At 65.6% G+C, this 13,947-nt stretch carries 14 protein-coding genes; 9 read left to right on the forward strand and 5 right to left on the reverse strand.

Translation table 11 applies throughout. The features are described from left to right. Nucleotides 1-230: 230 nt before the first annotated feature. The 6 genes from GEV02_RS28475 to GEV02_RS28500 all read left to right on the forward strand — a co-directional run bounded on the left by GEV02_RS28475 (nucleotide 231) and on the right by GEV02_RS28500 (nucleotide 5,256). On the forward strand, nucleotides 231-1,100 hold the full coding sequence (locus tag GEV02_RS28475) for a CheR family methyltransferase (protein WP_008450071.1): 870 nt from the start codon (nucleotides 231-233) through the stop codon (nucleotides 1,098-1,100). A 9-nt stretch (nucleotides 1,101-1,109) separates the two neighbouring features. Beyond that, a complete protein-coding gene (gene cheD / locus GEV02_RS28480; protein WP_008450069.1) occupies nucleotides 1,110-1,709 on the forward strand; it encodes a chemoreceptor glutamine deamidase CheD in 600 nt (199 codons plus the stop codon). Nucleotides 1,710-1,748: 39 nt separating this feature from the next. Further along, nucleotides 1,749-2,819 carry a protein-glutamate methylesterase/protein-glutamine glutaminase gene (locus tag GEV02_RS28485; protein WP_008450068.1) on the forward strand — a complete coding sequence of 357 codons (1,071 nt, stop codon included), beginning with the start codon at nucleotides 1,749-1,751 and terminating at the stop codon, nucleotides 2,817-2,819. A gap of 143 nt (nucleotides 2,820-2,962) precedes the next feature. Beyond that, the gene (gene cheY, locus GEV02_RS28490; protein WP_008450066.1) at nucleotides 2,963-3,352 is read left to right on the forward strand and encodes a chemotaxis response regulator CheY; all 390 of its coding nucleotides are present in this window, start codon (nucleotides 2,963-2,965) and stop codon (nucleotides 3,350-3,352) included. Between the two features lie 2 nt (nucleotides 3,353-3,354). After that, the gene (gene cheZ, locus GEV02_RS28495; protein ID WP_408014866.1) at nucleotides 3,355-4,002 is read left to right on the forward strand and encodes a protein phosphatase CheZ; all 648 of its coding nucleotides are present in this window, start codon (nucleotides 3,355-3,357) and stop codon (nucleotides 4,000-4,002) included. Nucleotides 4,003-4,047: 45 nt separating this feature from the next. Continuing rightward, a complete protein-coding gene (locus GEV02_RS28500; RefSeq protein ID WP_152841243.1) occupies nucleotides 4,048-5,256 on the forward strand; it encodes an EAL and HDOD domain-containing protein in 1,209 nt (402 codons plus the stop codon). Nucleotides 5,257-5,324: 68 nt separating this feature from the next. Here the strand turns inward: GEV02_RS28500 and panC are convergent, their stop codons facing one another. From panC to GEV02_RS28515, 3 genes are read right to left on the reverse strand one after another with little or no spacing between them, the layout of a single operon-like run. Next, nucleotides 5,325-6,164: a pantoate--beta-alanine ligase gene (gene panC, locus GEV02_RS28505; RefSeq protein ID WP_070361329.1), complete on the reverse strand. Its 840-nt coding sequence runs from the start codon at nucleotides 6,162-6,164 to the stop codon at nucleotides 5,325-5,327. Between the two features lie 45 nt (nucleotides 6,165-6,209). Beyond that, complete coding sequence (locus GEV02_RS28510) at nucleotides 6,210-7,130, reverse strand: segregation and condensation protein A (RefSeq protein WP_235923009.1); 921 nt, start codon at nucleotides 7,128-7,130, stop codon at nucleotides 6,210-6,212. A 20-nt stretch (nucleotides 7,131-7,150) separates the two neighbouring features. Next, a complete protein-coding gene (locus GEV02_RS28515; protein ID WP_008450053.1) occupies nucleotides 7,151-7,360 on the reverse strand; it encodes a DUF3460 family protein in 210 nt (69 codons plus the stop codon). Nucleotides 7,361-7,506: 146 nt separating this feature from the next. On the opposite strand from GEV02_RS28515, the gene GEV02_RS28520 reads away from it, so the two are divergent. Further along, nucleotides 7,507-8,406: a DMT family transporter gene (locus GEV02_RS28520; RefSeq protein WP_152841244.1), complete on the forward strand. Its 900-nt coding sequence runs from the start codon at nucleotides 7,507-7,509 to the stop codon at nucleotides 8,404-8,406. Here GEV02_RS28520 and GEV02_RS28525 read toward each other — a convergent pair whose 3' ends face one another. After that, nucleotides 8,407-9,312: a LysR family transcriptional regulator gene (locus GEV02_RS28525; protein WP_152841245.1), complete on the reverse strand. Its 906-nt coding sequence runs from the start codon at nucleotides 9,310-9,312 to the stop codon at nucleotides 8,407-8,409. It lies immediately after the preceding gene. A gap of 123 nt (nucleotides 9,313-9,435) precedes the next feature. Here GEV02_RS28525 and GEV02_RS28530 point away from each other — a divergent pair, with 123 nt between their 5' ends. Beyond that, nucleotides 9,436-10,059, forward strand: coding sequence for a glutathione S-transferase family protein (locus GEV02_RS28530; RefSeq protein WP_152841246.1), 624 nt, complete (start codon nucleotides 9,436-9,438; stop codon nucleotides 10,057-10,059). A 14-nt stretch (nucleotides 10,060-10,073) separates the two neighbouring features. Next, a complete protein-coding gene (locus GEV02_RS28535; protein ID WP_152841247.1) occupies nucleotides 10,074-12,152 on the forward strand; it encodes a 2Fe-2S iron-sulfur cluster-binding protein in 2,079 nt (692 codons plus the stop codon). Between the two features lie 4 nt (nucleotides 12,153-12,156). On the opposite strand, the gene GEV02_RS28540 is transcribed toward GEV02_RS28535, so the two are convergent. Then, complete coding sequence (locus GEV02_RS28540; RefSeq protein ID WP_235923035.1) at nucleotides 12,157-13,872, reverse strand: extracellular catalytic domain type 1 short-chain-length polyhydroxyalkanoate depolymerase; 1,716 nt, start codon at nucleotides 13,870-13,872, stop codon at nucleotides 12,157-12,159. Nucleotides 13,873-13,947: the final 75 nt, after the last annotated feature.

Consider the following 13,947-nt stretch of genomic DNA (forward strand, 5'->3'; position numbering starts at 1 on the left):
GCCCAGCGCGCCCCGGCCGTGGCCGCGCGCCCGGCGGCGGCAGCCGCCAAGCCGGCCGCGCCCAAGAAGCTGAGCTCGGCCCCGGCCGCCGGCGATGAATGGGAAGAGTTCTAAACGTCGGCTCGTCGTTCCCGCGCAGGCGGGAACCCATACTCAGCATGGATTCCCGCCTGCGCGGGAATGACGGCGACGCGGGCATTGTTAGTAGTTACAGATAAGAGGTTTAACATATGCCGCAAACCAAAGACACCGTCAAAGAGTTTGATTTCAACGCCAAGGACTTCGAACGCGTCCGCGGCCTGATCTACAAACGGGCCGGCATCTCGCTGGCCGACAGCAAGCAAGAGATGGTGTACAGCCGCCTGGCGCGGCGTTTGCGCGCCACCGGCATCGCCTCCTTCGCCAAGTACCTGGACGATCTGGAGGCCGGCCGCCTGGGCGAGGAATGGGAGTCGTTCACCAACGCGCTGACCACCAACCTGACCTCGTTCTTCCGCGAAGCCCACCATTTCCCCTTGTTGGCCGAGCACATCAAGCACAAGCGCGAACCGATCACCATCTGGTGCTCGGCCAGCTCGACCGGCGAAGAACCGTATTCGATCGCCATGACCGTGTGCGAAGCGTTCAACACGCTCACGCCCAACTGCCACATCATCGCCACCGACATCGACACCAATGTGCTGGCCACGGCCGCCAACGGCGTCTATTCGATGGACCGGCTGGACAAGATGTCGCCCGAGCGCTCGCGCCGCTTCTTCCTGAAAGGCAAGGGCGACCGCGAAGGCATGGCCCGCGTGCGGCCCGAGCTGCGCAATATGATCACCTTCAAGCAGCTCAACCTGCTGGCCGACGGCTGGCCGATCAGCGGCCAGTTCGACGTGATCTTTTGCCGTAACGTCATGATTTACTTTGACAAAGCCACACAGCGTAAAATCCTGTCCCGCTTTGTCCCATTGATGAAACCGGACGCCCTGCTGTTTGCGGGCCATTCGGAGAATTTCCTCTACGTGTCGGAGTCGCTCAAACTACGCGGCAAGACGGTGTATGAGCTGGACGAACAACACCGTGGCGCTGCCCAAAAAGCATCGCAACGCACATGAGAGTAAAACATGGACCTCGAACAATTTGCCACGAACGTTTATTACGATAGAACGTTCGACTGCGAAGCCGCCAAGATACTGCCGGGCGAGTACTACTTCACCAACAAGGATATGTTGATCGTGACGGTGCTCGGCTCCTGCGTGTCGGCCTGCATCCGCGACCGCGTGACCGGCCTGGGCGGCATGAACCACTTCATGCTGCCCGACGGCGGCGGCGACAACGGCAGCCCGGTGTCGGCCTCGGCCCGTTACGGCACCTACGCGATGGAGATCCTGATCAACGACCTGCTCAAGGCCGGCGCCAAGCGCGAGAACATGGAAGCCAAGGTGTTCGGCGGCGGCGCCGTATTGAAAGGCTTCACCGCCATCAACGTCGGCGAACGCAACGCGGCCTTCGTGCTGAACTTCCTCAAGGTCGAGAAAATCCGCGTGGTGGCCGAAGACTTGAACGACATCCACCCGCGCAAGGTGTACTTCTTCCCGCGCACCGGCAAGGTGCTGGTCAAGAAACTGATGCAGACCCATAACGACACGCTGGCCAAGCGCGAAATCGAGTACGCCAGCCGTCTGAAGAAAGCGCCGGTGGGTGGCGATATCGATCTGTTTTAATGTAAGTAGTGGGGCCTTTTGCCCGGAAAGTAGCTTTTTATGAAGATCAAAGTCCTGATCGTCGACGATTCCGCGCTGATCCGCAGCGTGATGAGCGAGATTATCAACAGCCAGCCCGACATGGAAGTGGTGGGCGTCGCCCCCGACCCGCTGGTCGCGCGCGAGCTGATCAAGCAAACCAACCCCGACGTGCTGACGCTGGACGTCGAGATGCCGAAAATGGACGGCCTGGATTTCCTGGAAAAACTGATGCGCCTGCGACCGATGCCGGTGGTGATGGTGTCTTCGCTGACCGAGCGCGGCTCCGAGATCACCATGCGCGCGCTGGAACTGGGCGCGGTCGACTTCGTCACCAAGCCGAAGATCTCGATCCAGGCCGGCATGCGCGAGTACACCGACCTGATCACCGACAAGATCCGCGCTGCCTCCAAGGCGCGCGTGCGCGCCCGCACCCTGCCGCAGCCGGGCGCCGAAGGCCAGGCGCCGTTGCCGCAGCTGCGCAATCCGCTGACCTCGTCGGAAAAACTGATCATCATCGGCGCCTCCACCGGCGGCACCGAGGCGATCCGCGAATTCCTGATGCAGATGCCGTCCGACTGTCCGGGCATCCTGATCACCCAGCACATGCCGGAAGGCTTTACGCGCTCCTTCGCCAAGCGCCTCGATTCGCTGTGCAAGATCTCGGTGCAGGAAGCGGCCGGCAACGAGCGGGTGCTGCCGGGCCACGCCTACATCGCCCCCGGCCACTCGCACCTGTACCTGACCCGCAGCGGCGCCAACTACATGACCAAGATCGACCAGGCCGAGCCGGTCAACCGCCACCGGCCGTCGGTCGACGTGCTGTTCCGTTCGGCCGCGCAGTGCGCCGGTAAAAACGCGGTTGGGGTTATCCTGACCGGCATGGGCAAGGATGGCGCGGCCGGCATGCTGGAGATGAAGGGCGCCGGCGCGTATAATTTTGCCCAGGACGAGGCCAGTTGCGTGGTGTTCGGCATGCCGCGCGAGGCGATCGCGGTCGGCGCCGCCCACGAAGTGGGGGCCTTGCAGGCGCTGCCGGGCATGGTGCTGGGCTATCTGGCGGCCCACGGCATGCGCGCATTGCGCGTATGACGGGAGCAAATCCGCTTTAAATCGTCAAGTGTGACGTTTTACTGCTACTTTGTTCGCCTTAAAGCAACGAAAATGCTATCCTACAACTTGCTGGCAATTGTAGACACTATTAACAACCGCGTAGAGAAACAACGGAGTAATTCATGGCTGATCCAAAGATGAAATTTTTAGTCGTTGACGATTTTTCGACGATGCGCCGCATTGTCCGGAATCTGTTGAAGGAACTGGGTTATGCCAATGTCGACGAGGCAGAGGACGGCGTGATGGCGCTGGCGAAGCTGCGTGCCGAATCGTTCGACTTCGTCGTGTCCGACTGGAACATGCCGAACATGGACGGCTTGACGATGTTGCAAAACATTCGTGCCGATCCTGCGCTGGCCAAGCTGCCGGTATTGATGGTGACGGCAGAAGCCAAGAAGGAAAACATCATCGCGGCGGCCCAGGCCGGCGCCAATGGCTACGTGGTCAAGCCCTTCACCGCTGCAACGCTGGATGAAAAACTGAACAAGATCTTCGAGAAACTCGGAGCTTGATGATGGTTGAGCAACAAAACGGCGCCATCGCAGGCACTGCGGTGGAGCCGAATGAGGAGTTTTTGTCGCGTATCGGCCACATGACGCGGGCCTTGCATGAAAGCCTGCGTGGCCTGGGGCTGGATAAATTGATAGAGAAGGCGGCTTCGGACATCCCCGACGCCCGTGACCGCCTTGATTATGTGGCGCGGCTCAGCGAAGACGCGGCGCAGAAAGTGTTGAACGCCACCGACGCCGCCAGTCCCTTGCAGGACCAGATCGCCGGCGACGCCAAGCAGCTGAGCGCTTCCTGGAACGGCTTGCTGGCCGGCGACGCTTCCGACGCGCAATGGCGCGCGCTGGCGCAGCAGACCATCGCCGCGCTGGAAGGCGCCACGGCCGGCACCTCGCAGACCAAGGCGCATCTGATGGACATCATGATGGCGCAGGACTTCCAGGATCTGACCGGGCAAGTGATCAAGAAAGTCACCTCGATCGCGCAAAACCTTGAAAAGCAGCTGGTGCAGATGCTGATCGACTTTGCGCCTGAACAGATGAAGAAGGAAATCGACAACGGCTTGCTGAACGGACCGCAGATCGATCCGACCCGCGAGAACGTGGTGGCTGACCAGGAGCAGGTGGACGACTTGCTGGATAGTCTGGGCTTCTGATCTGTATCGGCCCGTTCGCCGCGGGCCTCCTCCCATACGAGCATCATGCATCAGACCAATTTTCTCGTTCGTGAGCCGCTGCTGGATCCCAAGCAGCGGGTGGTTGGGTATGAGATCTGCTGGCAGCGGCAGGGCGCGGCGCCGTCCTCGCCCGCCGAGCTGGAGGCGCTGGTCGCCTTCGTCGCCGGCCAGGTGCTGGATGCCGACGGCAACTGGGCGCTGCGCGACAAAATCCTTTTCCTCGAAGCGGTGCCTGCCATGCTGTCGACCGATGCCTTGCATCAGTTGCCGCCGGAACGCACCGTCCTCTCGATCAAGACTTCCGAACTGGCCCGTCCCGACACGCTGGCGGCCGTGCAGGCGCTGCGCGCCGGTGGCGTCGGCATCCTGCTGCGCGAGGCCGACCTGGCCCGCATCGGCAACCGCCTGCCGACCATTGCCTCCTATGTTGAAGTGCGCTTTTCCGGCGCCGACGTCGGCACCCAGGCGCGCGCCTATGCCGCGTTGAAGCAGTCGGCAGTGGGCATGGTGGCGCGGCCGGTCAGCAACTGGGCCGACTTCGACGCCTGCGCCGCGCTGGGGCTGAACGCCTTCGTCGGCAAGCTGCACCTGACGCCCCGTCCCAGCACCGACAGCAAGGGCTTGAATCCGGCCCAGGCCATCATCATGCAGCTGATGCAGATGGTGCGGCAGAACGCCGACATCGTCCAGCTGGAGGCGGTGCTCAAGCGCGACGCCACGCTGTCGTACAAGCTGCTGCGCTTCATCAACTCGGCCGGTTTCGGCGCCGGGCGCGAGATCCAGTCGCTGCGCCAGGCGCTGACCCTGCTGGGCTACACGCCGCTGTACCGCTGGCTGACCTTGCTGCTGGCCACGGCCAGCACGTCGGGCTATTCGCCGGTGCTGCTGGAGACGGCGGTGGTGCGCGGCCGCCTGGCCGAGCTGCTGGCGGTCGGTGCGCTGGGCAAGAGCGAGGCGGAAAACGTCTTCGTGGCGGGCATGTTCTCGCTGCTGGACCGGCTGCTGGGCATCAGCATGCAGGAAGTGCTGGCCAACATCCAGCTGTCCGACGACGTGGTGGCGGCGCTGCTGACGCGCAGCGGCAAGTACGGGCCGTATCTGGCGCTGGCCGAGGCTTGCGAACTCAATTCCGACCTGGTGGCCTCGCTGGCCGCCTCCCTCAAGCTGAGCCCGGAAGACGTCAACCAGGCCCACCTGTCCGCGCTGGCCTGGGCGCAAAACGTCGCCGCCTGAGCCGTCTCCGGCGGTTCGATTGCCGCGGCCCGGGCGCAGCGGCCCAGGCGCGGCGTTAAAGCACAGCCTTAAATTTCCAGATTGTCGATCAAACGCGTCGAGCCCAGCTTGGCGGCGGCCAGCACCACCAGCGGCGTGCCTTGCGCCAAATCGCCGGCGCTTGGCGGTTGCAGGTCGATGCGCTTGCGGATCGAGATGTAGTCCGGCTTCCAGCCGCGCTGGGCCAGATCGTCCATCGCCTTGTGCTCCAGCTGGAAGATGTCCAGATGGCCGGAGCGCACTTCGGCCGCGACCGAGTTCAGGCTCTGGTACAGGGCCGGCGCTTCGGCGCGCTCGGCCGGCGACAAGTACATATTGCGCGACGACAGCGCCAGGCCGTCGTCGGCGCGGTAGGTTTCGGCGGCGATGATCTCGGTCGGCAGCGCGAACTGGCGGCTCATGTTACGCACGATCATCAGCTGCTGGTAATCCTTCTTGCCGAACACGGCCACGCGCGGCTGCACGCAGGAGAACAGCTTGAGCACCACCGTGGTCACGCCGGTGAAGAAGCCCGGGCGGAACTCGCCCTCCAGCGTGTTGCCCAGGTCGTCCGGCGGACGCACGCGGAATTCCTGCGGCTCCGGGTACAAATCCTTCTCGGTCGGCGCGAACAGCACATACACGCCTTCCTTCTCCAGCTTCTCGACGTCGGCCTGGAAGGTGCGCGGGTATTTGTCGAAATCCTCGTTCGGGCCGAACTGCAGGCGGTTGACGAAGATCGACGCCACCACCGGGTCGCCGTGCTTGCGCGCCAGGCGCATCAGGGACAGGTGGCCCTCGTGCAGATTGCCCATGGTCGGGACGAAAGCGGTGCGCAGTTGGCCGCTGAGTTGGTCGCGCAGTTCTTCTATGGAGGTGACGATTTTCATGACATGGTCGCTATGAGCGTAATGGGAATTCAGGGGCGCCTGCCGTCAGGCGGGCGAGTAGGCCAGCCGCACGTAAATGGGCGCAAACGGTTCGGCCTGGGTAATTTCGATCAGCGTTTCCTTGGCCAGCTCCAGCAGCGCGACAAAGTTCACCACCACCACCGGCACGCCGCCGGCGCCGTCGAACAGGTCGGCGAACTCGACGAAGCGGCTCGATTGCAGGCGGCGCAGGATGCCGGTCATGTGCTCGCGCACCGACAGTTCCTCGCGGCTGATCTTGTGGTGCTGGGTCAGCTTGGCGCGCTTGAGCACGTCCAGCCAGGCTTGCTGCAAGTCGATCGGCTCCACGTCCGGCCAGGTCGGCACCAGGCTTTGCTCGATGAAGATCTGGGTGCGGACGAAGTCGCGGTCCAGCTGCGGGATCGTGTTCAGGTCGTAGGCGGCCAGCTTGATCTGCTCGTACTCCAGCAGACGGCGCACCAGCTCGGCGCGCGGGTCGTCGCTCTCGATGTCGAGCTCGGACTGGCGCTGCGGCAGCAGCATGCGCGATTTAATCTCGATCAGCATGGCCGCCATCAGCAGGTACTCGGCGGCCAGTTCCAGGTTGGACAGGCGGATCTGGTCGACATATTTCAGGTATTGCAGCGTCAGCTGCGCCATCGGGATGTCGAGGATGTTGAAGTTTTGCTTGCGGATCAGGTAGAGCAGCAAGTCCAGCGGGCCTTCGAAGGCTTCGAGGAAGATTTCCAGCGCGTCGGGCGGGATGTACAGATCGTTGGGCAGCTTGAGCAGCGGCTCGCCGTACAGGCGGGCGAGGGCGGCCACCTCGGTGGTGACGGCCACCGCCTCGACCGCAGCGGCCGCCGTGGCCAGCTCCGCCGCCTCGGGCGATGGCTGTGCCGCTGCCTCGGCGAGGACGCCGTCGGCTGCTGGCGGCTGGACTTCAGCCATATCGTCTGGCAACATGCTTGCCGCCCCGGGGGTGCTTAGACCTTGTTCTGGTAGACGTAAGCTTGTTGCTTGATGGCCGATTTCAGCTGGCGCTCCTGCTCATCCAGCGATACCGGCGGACGATCCCAAAGCAGTGCGCGGCCTTGTTGCTGGCCAGCTTCCATGCCCGGGTTCTTTTCCTTCAGCGCCTTGATGAACAGGGTGTGCTCGGATTCGTACATCGAATGTTGTTTAGAGAGTTTCATATTTTCTAAGTGGGTGGATCAGCAACGGGTATTTTACCGCGCCGCGGCGGCTGGGCGCTAATGCTATCGCTCGCCGCCAGCGGGAAATGGCGGAATCGGCTATGCTCAAGTTGCAATATTGCATAGTTTCCACGTAAAAATACCCGATGAGCACCCGTCTGACGCCCCGCACCGTATTCCTGCTGACCCTGCCGCCGCTGCTGTGGGCCGGCAACTCGATCGTCGGCCGGCTGGTGCACGACCAGCTGCCGCCGGTGCTGTTGAACCTGTTGCGCTGGGCGATCGCGTTCGTGTTGCTGTGGCCGCTGGCCGGGCCGGTGTTCCGGCGCGAGGCCGGCCTGTGGCGCCACTGGAAGCAGTACGCGCTGCTGGGCCTGTTCGGCATCGGTCTGTACAACACGCTGCAATACATGGCGCTGCAAACCTCGACGCCGATCAACGTCACGCTGGTCGCCTCCGGCATGCCGGTGTGGATGATGCTGACCGGCTGGCTGTTCTTCGGCGTGCCGGTCAGCCGGCGCCAGGTGGCCGGCGCCGCGCTGTCGATCGCCGGCGTGCTGCTGGTGCTGGCGCGCGGCGAATGGCGCCACGTGCTGGAACTGCGGCTGGTGGCGGGCGACCTGTTCATGATACTGGCCACCATCGCCTGGTCGTTCTACAGCTGGCTGCTGATGCGGGTGCGCGAACCGGCCGCGCTGCGCGCCGACTGGGCAGGCTTCCTGCTGGCGCAGGTGGCGTTCGGCGTGCTGTGCTCGGGCGGCTTCGCGCTGGGCGAGCAGGCGCTGGGCGCGGCGCCGGTGCAATGGAGCTGGACGCTGGCGGCGGCGCTGCTGTACGTGGCGGTGGGGCCGGCGGTGATCGCCTTCCGCTGCTGGGGCGAGGGCGTGCAGGCGGCCGGGCCGTCGATCGGCGCCTTCTTCGTCAACCTGACGCCCTTGTTCACGGCCGTGCTGTCGTCGGCCTTCCTGGGCGAGGCGCCGCACGGCTACCATGCGGCGGCGTTCGCGCTGATCGTGGCCGGCATCGTGGTGTCGGCGCGGCGATGATCAGTCGCCGGCGGCCAGCTTCAGCGCATCGATAAACACCCGCACTTTCTGCGGCAGGTGCGGCGAGGCGGGGAAGACCGCGTGGATGTCGCTTTCCGGCAGCGTCCATGCCGGCAGCAGCCGCACCAGGCGCCCGGCCGCCAGATCCTCCCGCACCGAAAACTCGGTGGCCCGCAGCACGCCGTCGCCGGCCAGCGCGGCGGCGCGGCAGACGGTGGCGGTGTTGGTGGCGAAGACGGTGTTGAGCATGCGTACCGCGTGCTGCCGGCCGTCCGCGTGCTCCAGCGTGAAGCTGTTCGGCTGCTGCAGCACCGTCAGCGCGATGTAGGGCAGGGCGGCCAGCGCTTCCGGCCCGTCCGGCATGCCGTGGCGGGCGACGAAGGCGGGGCTGGCCACCAGCCAGCGCCGCAGCCGCCCCACGCGCGCGGCCATGTAGCCGGAATCGGCCAGCTTGCCCAGCCGGACGGTGACGTCGATGCCTTCGGCGATCAGGTCGATCAGGCCGTCGCCGCAGACCAGCTCCACCTTCAGCGCCGGATAGCGCGCCCGCAATTGCGACAGCAGCGGCGCCACCACCATCACACCGTAATCGATCGGCGACGCCACCCGCAGCGTGCCTTGCGGGATGTCGCGGCTGCTGCGGGCCTGTTCGATGGCTTGCTCGGCCTGTTGCAGCAGCTGGCGGCTGGCGTCGTAGAAGGCGCGGCCGGCCTCGGTCAGCGCCAGCTTGCGGGTGGAGCGCAGCAGCAGGCCGACACCCACCTCGGCCTCCAGCAGCTGCATGTGCTTGCTGACCATGGACTTGGCCAGCCCCAGGCGCTCGGCTGCGGCCGTCAGCGAGCCGGCGTCGACGACGGCGACAAAGGTAATCAGGCGGTTCAGGTTGACGTTGTTTAATTCGACCATGGCGTGGCTGGGGTAGTGATTGTCCACTTAGGGTGAACTGAGATTCTGTTTTTGTCCAGCTTATCAGCACGATGAGGGCTGCCTATACTGGACCATCTCTCCACTTTGACGGAAACCACCACTATGAAACTCTACGGCGCCACTCTTTCCGGCCACACCCACCGCGTACGGCTGTTCCTCAGCCTGCTGAACCTGCCTTACGAGTTTGTCGAGATCGACATGCGGGCCCGCCAGAACCGCTCGCCCGAGCATCTGGCGCGCAACCCGTTTGGCGAAGTGCCGGTGCTGGAGGATGGCGAGCTGACGCTGGCCGATTCGACCGCGATCCTGGTCTACCTGGCCTCGCGCTACGACGACAGCGGCCGCTGGCTGCCGCGCGAGCCGGTGGCGGCGGCGCGGGTACAGCAATGGCTGTCGACGGCGTCCGGCAAGATCGCCTACGGCCCGTGCGCGGCGCGGCTGGTGACGGTGTTCGGCGCGCCGCTGGACCATGAGCGGGCCAAGGAGATCTCCACGCGGCTGTTCGACGTGCTGGAGCGCGAGCTGGCCGGCCGCCGCTACGTGCTGGGCGAGCACGCCAGCATCGCCGACATCGCGGCCTTCAGCTACATCGAGCATGCGCCGGAAGGCGGTGTGTCGCTCAAGCCGTATCCGAACATCCGCAGCTGGCTGGCCAATGTGCGCGCGCTGCCGGGGTTCGTAGCGATGCCGGCCACGCAGGCCGGCGTGGCGCCTGAAGCGGCTTAGGCGAGGGGCCGCCCATGGACGCCTCTCCCTTCCACGCCGGCGAGCTGGCGATCCAGCAGCGCGTGGGCGTGCGCGAGCAGATGGCCGGCGCAGGCGCTGCCGGTGTGCGCGACTATATGCCGGACCAGCATCGCCAGTTCTTCGGCGAGCTGCCGCTGTTCTTCATCGGCGCGCTGGACGAGGCGGGGCAACCTTGGGCGACCATGCTGGTCAACGACGCGGGCTTCATCACGACGCCCGATGCGCGCACGCTGCACATCGCCGGCGGCATGCTGGCCGGCGATCCGTTGCAGGGCCAGTTGCGTGTGGGCGCTCATCTGGGCGGACTGGGGCTGGTGCCGACCACGCGGCGGCGCAACCGCGTCAACGGTATGATCGCGGCGATGGATGCGGGCGGCATGCGGGTCGCGGTGTCGCAGAGCTTTGGCAACTGCCCGCAGTACATCCAGGATCGCGTGCAGACGCCGGTGGCGAGCGCGCCCACCGTGCAGGTGCGGCGCGCTGCGGCGCTCAGTGCGGAGGACCAGGCGCTGATCGCCCGTGCCGATACATTCTTTATCGCCAGCGCCAATCTGGATGCGCAGGCGGGGCGCGGGCAGGGCGTCGATGTCTCGCATCGCGGCGGACGGCCCGGCTTCGTGCGCGTGGACGACGAGCGCACGCTGACGTCGCCGGAATTCGTCGGCAACTTCTTCTTCAACACGTTGGGCAATCTGCTTGGCCATCCGCGTGCGGGCTTGCTGTTCATTGACTTCGAGCGCGGCGATATGCTGCATGTGGCGGTGGAGGCGGAGATTATCTGGGAGGGGCCGCAACTGCGGGCCTTCGCCGGCGCCGAGCAGCTGCTGCGCTTTCATGTGCGCGAAGTGGTGCGCAACGTCGGCGCGCTGCCGTTCCGCTGGAGCGAACCTAAGCCCGCCGCGCAGGTGGCGCGCACCGGCAGCTGGGAGGAGGCCGACCGCGCGCAACAAGCGGCCGCGCTGACCAGCACATGGCGTCCGTACACCGTCACCGAAGTGGTGCGCGAAAGCGCCAGCGTGCAATCGTTCTATCTGGAGCCGGCAGATGGATTGGGTGTCGCCGCGCATGTGCCGGGGCAGTTTATTTCGCTGCGAGTGCCCGCCGATGCTGAAGCCGAAGCGGCGGCGGCGGGAGGCGGTGCCAGCGCTGGCTCTGCCGCCGCGCGCATCCGCAGCTACACGTTGTCCGACGCGCCGAACGGCCGCCGTTACCGCATCAGCGTCAAGCGCGACGGCGCGGTCTCCGGCTGGCTGCACGACCATCTGGCGCCGGGCGCACGCGTCGAGCTGCTGGGGCCTGGCGGCGATTTTGTTTTCGAGCGCGGCACGCGGCGCCCGGCTGTGCTGCTGTCGGCCGGCATAGGCATCACGCCGATGATCGCCATGCTGAACGGGCTGTTGGTGAACGGCAGCCGCACGCGCCACCGGCACGCCATCCATTTCTTCCACGGCGCCCGCAACCGCGACGAGCAACCGTTTGCCGAGCACCTGCAGACGATGGCGGCGGGCCACCGCAACCTGAATGTCCACATACGCTATAGCGGCGACGACGGCGCGGCCAGCGACATCGTCAATTGGCAGGCCAGCAGCGGCCGTATCGACCTCGATTGGCTGAAGACGCAGCTGCCGTTCGACGATTACGATTTCTACCTGTGCGGCCCGGCCGCGTTCATGCAGCAGATGTACGACGGCCTGCGCGGCCTGAACATCGCCGACGAACGCATACGCTTCGAAGCCTTCGGCCCGGCCAGCGTGCGGCGCGACGCTACACCGGCCACCAGCGTGGCCCGGCGTGCCGGATCGGCGCAGCATGTGCCGGTGCAGTTTGCGCAATCGGGCGTGTCGGCGATGTGGGACGGCAGCGCGGCCAGCCTGCTGGCGCTGGCCGAATCCAAAGGCGTCGCGGCCGAGGCGAGCTGCCGCTCAGGCCAGTGCGGCGCCTGCGCGGTCGGCCTGATCTCCGGCGAGGTCGAATACACCCGCCAGTGCAGCGCCGATGTCGCCCCCGGCCAGGTGCTGCTGTGCTCCACCGTTCCCGCCGCCGGCAGCGCCGCGCTCACGCTGGCGCTGTAGTGGCTCACGGACAGGCGCCGATGACGTAGTAACCGGCCGCCGTCTGCGCCAGCACGCTGCTGAAGAACAGATTATCCAAGCCCATGTTCTGATTGGAGCCGTTGGCCAGCGCATAGCCGCCGCTGTCGTGCGCGCGCCCGGCCTGCACGTGCGCGTAGTTGCTGGCGCTGACGGTGGTGCAGCTCCACGCCGGCGCAGTAGTCACGTTGATCGCCACCGACAGCGCACTCTCGCCCGACGCGCCCACCGCTGACACGGCAAAGCTGTACGTGGTGGCTGCCGCCAGCCCGCCTGCGGTATAGCTGGTGGCAGGCAGCGGCGACGCATTCAGCTTGGCGCCATTGCGATACACGTTGTAGCCGGTGGCGCCGCTGACGGCGTTCCAGCTCAAAGGCACACTGCTGGCAGTTGGCGTGCCGGCGGCAAGGCCCGTCGGCGGTTGCAGCACCGGCGCGCTGCCGACCAGGAATTGCGCGAGCGGACACCCAGTCGAAACCTGGCCCAACGCATCGGTGGCGGTGACGCTGCCGGTGTAGTAGCCGCTGGCCAGATTGTAGGTCTTGCTGAAACTGGCGCCGCTGCCGGCAGCCGTATCGTTAATCGGCGTCGGCCCGTTCAGTAGCACGCCGTAACTGGCCACGCCGCCGCTGGCCGTGCCCGCGCCACTGATGGTAACGCCGCTGCCGCTGACCACCGTAGTGCCGCAGGAAGTCATCTCCGGCCCCGGTGTCGCCGACGTTCGCAAATTATTCTTGAACCAGAAGTCCATGACAAAGGCCGGGTAGTTGACCCGCGTGGAGTCGACGTAGTTGGTGTTCTGGCCGCCGCTGCCGGCCGGCCACGCATGGCCCATGCCGCTCACCGTGATCTCGTGCGTACGTAGCTTGCCGTTGCTGTCTGTGTAGGGGATGTTGCTGCCGCCGCCAGCCACCGCCACCGCTGCGCCCTTGGCGTAGCTGCCGCCGTAAGCCAGGCGGATGCCCGCCGTGTCGATCGGCCCGTAACCCTGCGCCACCGTGAAGTCCGACGTGCCCCACACCGCGCCGGCGATCTGCGTGGCGAAGGCGCCGGCGTTGGCGCCCGCCATCGCTTTGCACTTGTTGCCCGCCGTGGCGGCCGTGTACCCGGAAGGTACGGCGCCGATCTGCAGCGTGGTGGTGCCCGGCGGCGGCCCCGCATTGATGCCGACGCCGGCGAAGATGTCCGGCGCCAGGCAACCCAGCACCATGGTCTCGCCGCCGCCCGACGACAGGCCGGTGACGTAGACCTGATTCTGATCGATGGCGTACTGTGGGTCGTTGACGAAGCGGCCGACCAGGTCGAGCAGGATGGCGTCGTGCCCGGCGGCGCTGCGGTTGTGCGTGGTGTTGGCGTAGTCCCAGCAATGGTTGTTGTAGACATTGCCGGTGGCGTTGGGCGCCAGGATCACAGCGCCGTACTGGTCGGCCGCGGCCTTCCAATTGAAGCCGCCGTCGCCGGTGGTGTTAATTACGTCCCCTCCGGCCGTTTGAAGGCAGCCGTGCAGCACCAGCACCAGCGCGCGCTTGCCGCCCAGCGTGGGTTGCGAGGCGGGCCAGTAGAAATAGCCGGTCAGGTTGCCGCCGTTGACGCTGTCGGCGGCCCAGGTCTGCTGCGAGCTCCATGCGCCGGGTCCGGCCGTCACCGCTTGCGCCGTGCAGACCGTCAGCAGCAGGATCGTAGCGGCGAGCACACGCGACATCAAATGCCTGATGTGGATTGCCATGATTTGTCTCCGTGATGTGTGGGTGCGCCGGCAGGGAGATAATAGTGCAAA

The sequence above is a fragment of the Rugamonas aquatica genome (assembly GCF_009380215.1).
GTDB classification, from domain to species: domain Bacteria; phylum Pseudomonadota; class Gammaproteobacteria; order Burkholderiales; family Burkholderiaceae_D; genus Rugamonas; species Rugamonas aquatica_B.

What these genes read in the sequence shown, in the direction of transcription:
- GEV02_RS28540 (WP_235923035.1), bottom strand. Translation starts at nt 13,872, where the DNA reads ATGTCGCGTGTGCTCGCCGCTACGATCCTGCTGCTGACGGTCTGCACG.
- GEV02_RS28510 (WP_235923009.1), bottom strand. Translation starts at nt 7,130, where the DNA reads ATGTTGCCAGACGATATGGCTGAAGTCCAGCCGCCAGCAGCCGACGGC.
- panC (WP_070361329.1), bottom strand. Translation starts at nt 6,164, where the DNA reads ATGAAAATCGTCACCTCCATAGAAGAACTGCGCGACCAACTCAGCGGC.
- GEV02_RS28515 (WP_008450053.1), bottom strand. Translation starts at nt 7,360, where the DNA reads ATGAAACTCTCTAAACAACATTCGATGTACGAATCCGAGCACACCCTG.
- cheD (WP_008450069.1), top strand. Translation starts at nt 1,110, where the DNA reads ATGGACCTCGAACAATTTGCCACGAACGTTTATTACGATAGAACGTTC.
- GEV02_RS28530 (WP_152841246.1), top strand. Translation starts at nt 9,436, where the DNA reads ATGAAACTCTACGGCGCCACTCTTTCCGGCCACACCCACCGCGTACGG.
- GEV02_RS28500 (WP_152841243.1), top strand. Translation starts at nt 4,048, where the DNA reads ATGCATCAGACCAATTTTCTCGTTCGTGAGCCGCTGCTGGATCCCAAG.
- GEV02_RS28525 (WP_152841245.1), bottom strand. Translation starts at nt 9,312, where the DNA reads ATGGTCGAATTAAACAACGTCAACCTGAACCGCCTGATTACCTTTGTC.
- GEV02_RS28535 (WP_152841247.1), top strand. Translation starts at nt 10,074, where the DNA reads ATGGACGCCTCTCCCTTCCACGCCGGCGAGCTGGCGATCCAGCAGCGC.
- cheY (WP_008450066.1), top strand. Translation starts at nt 2,963, where the DNA reads ATGGCTGATCCAAAGATGAAATTTTTAGTCGTTGACGATTTTTCGACG.
- GEV02_RS28475 (WP_008450071.1), top strand. Translation starts at nt 231, where the DNA reads ATGCCGCAAACCAAAGACACCGTCAAAGAGTTTGATTTCAACGCCAAG.
- cheZ (WP_408014866.1), top strand. Translation starts at nt 3,355, where the DNA reads ATGGTTGAGCAACAAAACGGCGCCATCGCAGGCACTGCGGTGGAGCCG.
- GEV02_RS28520 (WP_152841244.1), top strand. Translation starts at nt 7,507, where the DNA reads ATGAGCACCCGTCTGACGCCCCGCACCGTATTCCTGCTGACCCTGCCG.
- GEV02_RS28485 (WP_008450068.1), top strand. Translation starts at nt 1,749, where the DNA reads ATGAAGATCAAAGTCCTGATCGTCGACGATTCCGCGCTGATCCGCAGC.